The organism is Trichocoleus sp. FACHB-262 (assembly GCF_014696035.1).
Lineage (GTDB): Bacteria > Cyanobacteriota > Cyanobacteriia > FACHB-46 > FACHB-46 > Trichocoleus.
Genome location: NZ_JACJPK010000102.1, coordinates 193,900 through 200,265, shown reverse-complemented (window position 1 = coordinate 200,265; position 6,366 = coordinate 193,900). Strand labels below are relative to the sequence as shown.

The 6,366-nt window shown below is 52.4% G+C and carries 6 protein-coding genes; 4 read left to right on the top strand and 2 right to left on the bottom strand.

Features of this window, described 5'->3' with window-relative positions:
- Nucleotides 1-237 precede the first annotated feature (237 nt).
- The 3 genes from H6F68_RS25315 (at nucleotide 238) to H6F68_RS25305 (ending at nucleotide 2,206) form a co-directional block, all read left to right on the top strand.
- Nucleotides 238-420 (top strand): hypothetical protein, encoded by a 183-nt coding sequence (locus H6F68_RS25315; RefSeq protein ID WP_190563316.1) that lies wholly within the window; start codon nucleotides 238-240, stop codon nucleotides 418-420.
- Between the two features lie 26 nt (nucleotides 421-446).
- Nucleotides 447-1,496: a hypothetical protein gene (locus H6F68_RS25310; protein WP_190563314.1), complete on the top strand. Its 1,050-nt coding sequence runs from the start codon at nucleotides 447-449 to the stop codon at nucleotides 1,494-1,496.
- Between the two features lie 116 nt (nucleotides 1,497-1,612).
- Nucleotides 1,613-2,206, top strand: coding sequence for a TIGR04376 family protein (locus tag H6F68_RS25305; protein ID WP_190555488.1), 594 nt, complete (start codon nucleotides 1,613-1,615; stop codon nucleotides 2,204-2,206).
- Nucleotides 2,207-2,294: 88 nt separating this feature from the next.
- On the opposite strand, the gene H6F68_RS25300 is transcribed toward H6F68_RS25305, so the two are convergent.
- Nucleotides 2,295-2,651: a hypothetical protein gene (locus tag H6F68_RS25300; protein WP_190563312.1), complete on the bottom strand. Its 357-nt coding sequence runs from the start codon at nucleotides 2,649-2,651 to the stop codon at nucleotides 2,295-2,297.
- Between the two features lie 193 nt (nucleotides 2,652-2,844).
- A complete protein-coding gene (locus H6F68_RS25295) occupies nucleotides 2,845-4,086 on the bottom strand; it encodes a glycerophosphodiester phosphodiesterase (RefSeq protein ID WP_190563310.1) in 1,242 nt (413 codons plus the stop codon).
- Between the two features lie 206 nt (nucleotides 4,087-4,292).
- Between H6F68_RS25295 and ligA the strand changes: the two genes are divergently transcribed.
- On the top strand, nucleotides 4,293-6,365 hold the full coding sequence (gene ligA, locus H6F68_RS25290; RefSeq protein ID WP_190563309.1) for an NAD-dependent DNA ligase LigA: 2,073 nt from the start codon (nucleotides 4,293-4,295) through the stop codon (nucleotides 6,363-6,365).
- The last annotated feature ends 1 nt before the right edge of the window (nucleotide 6,366 follow it).

The following is a 6,366-nucleotide window of genomic DNA, read 5'->3' as shown; positions in this document are numbered from 1 at the left end:
CTCGTCTGGAGGAGGTCTGGAGGACGCAGCCGTCCTTCAGCGGGGGTTTGGGGGCGAGTGCCCCCAAGGCTCGAATTCAGTCAAACCTAGCCAGAGCCACCCTAGGTTTTTGTAACAACTAATTAAAATCTGAATCCCAAAACCCTGTAATCATCACCACTCTTGCTAAATTTTGGTAGATTCAGCGATCGCAGCTTCAGATCACACGATTCGTTGTATTCTTCCTGTAAACTACTCATGATTTTCCGCCTCCGCGTAGAACCTTCTACAGATGAGGCCGCGATCGCCTTTAACAAGCTACTTCGCAACCGATTTCAGGAAGCAATCTTTATATCTATATCAGGGCGCACTAGCATTAGCTTTTTTGAGAGATTGGTTGAGCAGAATCACTCCAACCTCCTCCAGCAATACCCGCATTAATTGAACTGTCACCGAGCGAGCAGTCTATGTCCCAGGATGTCGTAACCAGCCAGATGGCCTCAGACTCATTAGAAAACTCAATGCCGAGTCCTGTTTGGTCTGTAGAGGACTATGCTGACAAATTAATGGATGAGCTGTTTGAGGACGTAGATCGCGTCGTAGAAGGCGGCACCTCACTACCCACAGAAACCACACCGATTGAGAACACTTCGGTCCAAGCTCTAGCCATTCCTCAAATGATCCTGGCTTCAGCACTGATGCCACGCCAAGGTCTTACCTCCCAGCCTGTTCGCAGCGACGCTCTCGATACAGCTTTGGTAGAAACCGATAGCTCACTCGAAAAGCATCGCCAGTTCGGCCACTCGTTCGACAAGATCTTGTTAGGGGCGGCTTGTGCCTCCATCGTCGGCATTATCTTGATCTGGTTAGGTAACCAGGGTAAGTTGGGACGATTCTTCCCTGCTAGTAACTCCTCCTCCGTCATAACTACATCCGCCCCCACAACTAAAGAGCTAGCAGATGCTCAATTTGGTGCGTATGTGCAGCGATCGCTAGAAACCATTGCTCAACTCGAAAACCCAGGCCAACAAGTAGCAGCAGCTCCCACCACTGCACCCCAACCTGCCGGAACTCTGCCGAGCGTACCTGTGACTGGCAACTTAGCTCAGCCGCTGACTCGGATTCCCAGCGCATTAGAGCGCATCTACACCCTGCCGAAGATACCACAACGCCCTTACAATCGTCCTGTCCCTGCACCTGTCGCACCTGTGGTACCGCGTCCTGTGGTTGTGCGTCCCGTAGTCCCCATGCCCAGTGTCGCGCCTGCACCTGTCGCTTCTGTCCCCATTGCTCCCGCTGCACCTGCCGCGCCTGCGCCTAAAGTAACTTTGCAAGGGGTTGTGGAATGGGGCGATCGCTCCGCTGCTTTGTTTGAAATTGGCGGTAGCACCCAGCGAATTAATTTGGGTGAGGGCATTGGCTCTAGTGGTTGGACTTTAGTGAAAGTCAGTAACAAAGAAGCCGTAATTCGCCGCAATGGAGAGGTGCGATCGGTTTACGTAGGGCAGCAGTTTTGAGCTAGTTTCAAACTGAATCCAGTGCTTCGTAAGTTCTTCCTTAAGCTTGTAGCGGAGTTTGGGTTACCCCTTGCTACCATCAGACAAAGCTTTATCCGACCGCAGGAGTTCTGGCCGTGGGTTTATTTGAAGATTTCAGCCGTTTTCTGGAAACTCGACTAGAGGAATTTCTGCGGAACAACCCTCATTTGGAGTTGCAAGCTCTGGAAGAACAACTGCGCGAACAAGAGGAAGAAGCGCTGCGACTCATGGCCGATTTGCGTCTGAAAGAGAAGCAAGCCCAAGATAATATTTTGGCAACAGCTCAAGAAATCCAACGCTGGCATGAGCGCATTGGGAAAGCCAAAACTGCCGGGAGATGGGACTTGGTGAAGCCAGCCGAGGAGCGAGAGGCCGCTCTGTTGCGCGAAGGCAATCAACGCTGGGGCCAAATGCAAGTCTTGAAGGAACGCATGAAGCAAACGGAAGAGTTGCAGCGGAAGATTCAAGCTCGTCGCCAGGAAGTCAGAGCCAAGGCGGTGGAAGCGGAGGCAGCTCGTGCGAGTGCTAATGCCAATGCGAGTGCCAAAACCGCAACGAGTTGGCAGACGATTGGCTGGAATCAAAGCAACACTTATCTACACAACAGCGCTGACCCCTTAGAAGCTCAGTTTAAGCGCTGGGAAATGGATGAAGAGCTAGATCAACTCAAGCGCAACATGGGGCGATAGTTCCGACTTCGTGAGAAAAGCTAAAAGTTTAATATTCGGTGATCGCAGCAACACACAGCCCGACCCAATGCAGAACCAGCTTTGGGCTTTACTCTTGGGATTCAGGACGATGAATTGTAAACGAAATGGGCTGAGGTAGTTGAGATTTTAGGTTGGGCAACTGAGGCTCTAGAGGTTTCTGAGCTGAGTTGAGCTGAACGGGAATTCCTGATGCGACAGGATTAATCACTGTGGGAGTTGGGTTAGCGATCGCCTTTGATTCCTCGAACTTCAAGGCGAAAGGCAAGCCTGCACGTTTGTCATAGTTAGAGGCGATCGCTAAAGCTGCCCCGCCCAGGATAAACACGGGCAATGGTAAGGTCACTGTCCAGTTAAGATGCTGCACCCATTGATACAGTTCCACTAAGCCAAACAAAACGACAAACGTAGTTGCCCAGATTTTCATGGCTCAGCTCCAAGCGCTCCACTCATGTACCAGTACTGTACCAGAGCTGTACTATATCGCAAGGTTTCAAGCTGTACCATCTTTGATTGCTGGTAGGGGTACCTCTTGTGCTCTTGATCTAAATAGGGCAGGCACGAGACCTGCCCCTACGAGTGGCGATCGCTGTGGATGGTAGGGTGGCGATCGCGCAAACCTAAGACAGTTCAGATTGAGTGCGACGACGGCGAAGGAAGGCTGCGACAGGGATAACTCCTAGCGCTAAAGTCAAACCGGGTTCGGGGACTTCTTTACCGCCATTTGGATCACCAGCAACTCGATTCCGCACTTGCACCGCAGTTCCGGGGAAATCGCTGAACACACCATCTACGCCCAACGCAAAGAACTGTTCGTACTCCCGTTCCGGATTGCCGTTGTAATCCTGGGCTAGGAAGAAGTTCTCGTTGCGGAACGTGTAGGGATGCACCAACAGACCCGCCGCATGAGCATCATTGACTAGCGTGGTAGGCGACTGTAGAAACCGATCGGCATCGCTAATTACGCCGTCTCCGTTCAAATCATCTGGCTTGCCGTCTTGGTTTTGGTCAACGGTTGCCGCAGGGATAATCAAGCGCTTGGAAGGACCAATGCCGTTGGCGTAGGAGGCGATCGCAGTCAAAGCGTTGGGTCGAGTTAAATCACCATAGGTGCGAGCGTCGCCACTCACAACAAAGTCGTAGGGTTTTTCAGTGGCCCCCCCAAACAACTGCACCAAAGGTACATCGGTGAGTTGGTTGAGCTGCTGAAGGTTGCCCACTTCAAACGACTGGATAAATACCGGAGCATTGAGGCCGATATAGCCATTCTTATTCAGGGTTTCGACCAGAGGTTCTTCGAGCGACAGACCAATCGAGTCAAAGTAGCTAGGATGCTTGGTTTCGGGGTAAATGCCAATCGTACGGCCTAGCTCAGCACTCTTGCGCTGGGCTAAATCAATCACTTCTTGCAGCGTGGGAACTTCAAATTGCCCATCAAAAGCCGTATTGCCCGGACGCAGGTCAGGAATTCGCTCCTTGGCTCGCAGCGTTTTCAGTTCTGCCAAGGTAAAGTCTTCGGTGAACCATCCAGTATAGGTCACACCATCAATGACTTTGGTGGTTTTCCGGGTGGCAAATTCGGGACGCTCAGCCACATCGGTCGTGCCAGAAATCTCGTTTTCGTGACGGGCAACCAACACACCATCCTTGGTTGCAACCAAGTCAGGCTCAATGTAATCGGCTCCTTGGGCGATCGCTAACTCATAAGCCGCCAAGGTATGCTCTGGCCGCAGACCACTCGCGCCTCGATGACCAATTACAATTGGGGGTTGCCCGGTTAGGGTGGCAGCTTTCACTTCAACCATCGGCCATACTGCCAGCACGGTACTTGCTAGCAATCCTAGCTTGAACAAACGCAGCATGAAAAATTCCTCACTAGCAGGTGAACAACGCCTCCTTGAGTAAAAATACGGGGTTCAGATTAAGCTTAAGTCTAGGTTTTTGTTAATGGCTGTTTAGGAGCGGGTTAAACTGCGATCGCTTTTGGTCTTTTTCCTCAACCAGAATCGGAAGTGGGAGCGTTAAACTAGCGTCTGGAGTTTTGATTCATGGGCAACGGAGCGTCTCTGTGGAACAGCCAACTGCACAGCCAACCCCTGCGATCGCAGCGCGAGTGCTAGAACTGCGGAAATTGGTGCAAAAGGCTAGCTACGAGTACTACGTGCTAGATGCTCCGGCGATGGAAGACTCGGTTTACGACCAGCTCTACCGAGAACTCAAAGATTTAGAAATTCAGTACTCAGAGCTAATCACCCCTGACAGCCCCACCCAGCGCGTTGGCGAACGACCTGCCTCTCAATTCACCTCCGTCCGCCACAACGTCCCGCTCTACAGCTTAGAAAACGCCTTTGGCAATGCCGATTTGAACACTTGGCAGGAACGCTGGCGGAGAGTTGCGCCAGATGTCGGCGCAGCAGAATACATTTGTGAACTGAAAATCGACGGTAATGCGATCGCCCTGACCTACGAAAATGGTCTGCTGGTGCGGGGTGCCACCCGTGGCGATGGCATTTCTGGTGAAGAGATTACTCAAAACATCAAAACCATTCGCTCTATTCCTCTGCGGCTCGACCTGGATAATCCGCCCCCTTTAGTCGAAGTGCGAGGCGAAGCCTTCTTACCTCTAGACGTGTTTGAGCAAATCAACCAAGAACGCGCCCAGGCAGGAGAAGCCTCATTTGCCAACCCCCGCAACGCCGCCGCCGGAACCCTGCGCCAACTTGACTCACGCATCGTCGCCAAGCGTCGCTTAGACTTCTTTGCCTACACTCTGCACATCCCCGATGCTTCAGCTCAAGGTGAAGTTGCCCATCCCCTCCAAATTCAAAGCCAATGGGAAGCTCTGGAATGGTTGCAACAAGTGGGATTTCGTGTTAACCCCAACCGCGATCGCTGCCCCAACCTAGAAGCCGTGAAAGCTTACTGCGATCGCTGGTCTACCGAGCGGGTGGAGTTGCCCTACATGACCGACGGCGTAGTGATCAAAATCAACTCTTTTGACCTACAAACCCAGCTCGGATTTACCCAAAAATTTCCTCGTTGGGCGATCGCGCTCAAGTACCCTGCCGAAGAAGCCCCCACCCTGCTAGAAAACATTAGTGTCAACGTCGGTCGCACCGGAGCCATCACCCCCGTTGCCGAACTCAAACCTGTGCAACTCGCAGGTACCACTGTTTCCCGCGCCACCCTACACAATCGCGATCGCATTGCCGAACTCGACATCCACATTGGCGACACGGTGATTGTTCGCAAGGCAGGCGAGATCATCCCCGAAGTGGTGCGAGTGCTGAAAGAACTGCGCCCCGCCGATGCCCGCTCCTTCACCATGCCGACTCACTGCCCAGAGTGTGGTCAACCCGTGGTTAAGCCTGAAACTGAAGCTGTCACCCGCTGCATCAACGCCTCCTGTCCGGCAATTCTGCGGGGAGCCTTGATTCACTGGGCTAGTCGTGATGCCTTGGATATCAACGGCCTAGGCGAAAAACTTGTGCAGCAATTTGTCGAGCATGGTTTGGTGCATTCCGTCGCTGATCTCTACGATCTCACGACAGAACGGCTGATGACCCTAGAGCGCATGGGGCAGAAATCTGCCCAGAAACTCGTCACCGCGATCGCCCATTCCAAAGAGCAACCTTGGTCTCGCGTCCTCTACGGCTTGGGTATCCGTCATGTCGGCAGCGTCAATGCCCAAACCCTCACCGCTCAGTTTCCCAGTGTCGAAGAGTTGGCGAGTGCTGAGGTAAGTGCGATCGCCAGCGTCTATGGCATCGGCTCCGAAATTGCCCAAGCCGTCCACCAGTGGTTCCGTATCCCTGCCAACCAAGCCTTGATTGAGCGCTTACAAGCAGCAGGGTTGCAGTTTGCTGCGGAAGTTACTGCTCAACCTACTAGCGGAAATCAAGCTTTAGCAGGCAAAACATTCGTGATCACAGGTACCCTACCCACGCTGAAGCGCGATGAAGCTAAAGCTATGATTCAGCAAGCCGGAGGTAAAGTCACCGATTCCGTGAGTGCCAAAACCGGCTATTTAGTTGCTGGAGAAAACGCTGGTTCCAAATTAGAAAAAGCTCAATCTCTAGGTATTCCTCAACTTACTGAAGCTGAATTATTAGCGCTAATTTCATCAACTAGTGAGCAATAGG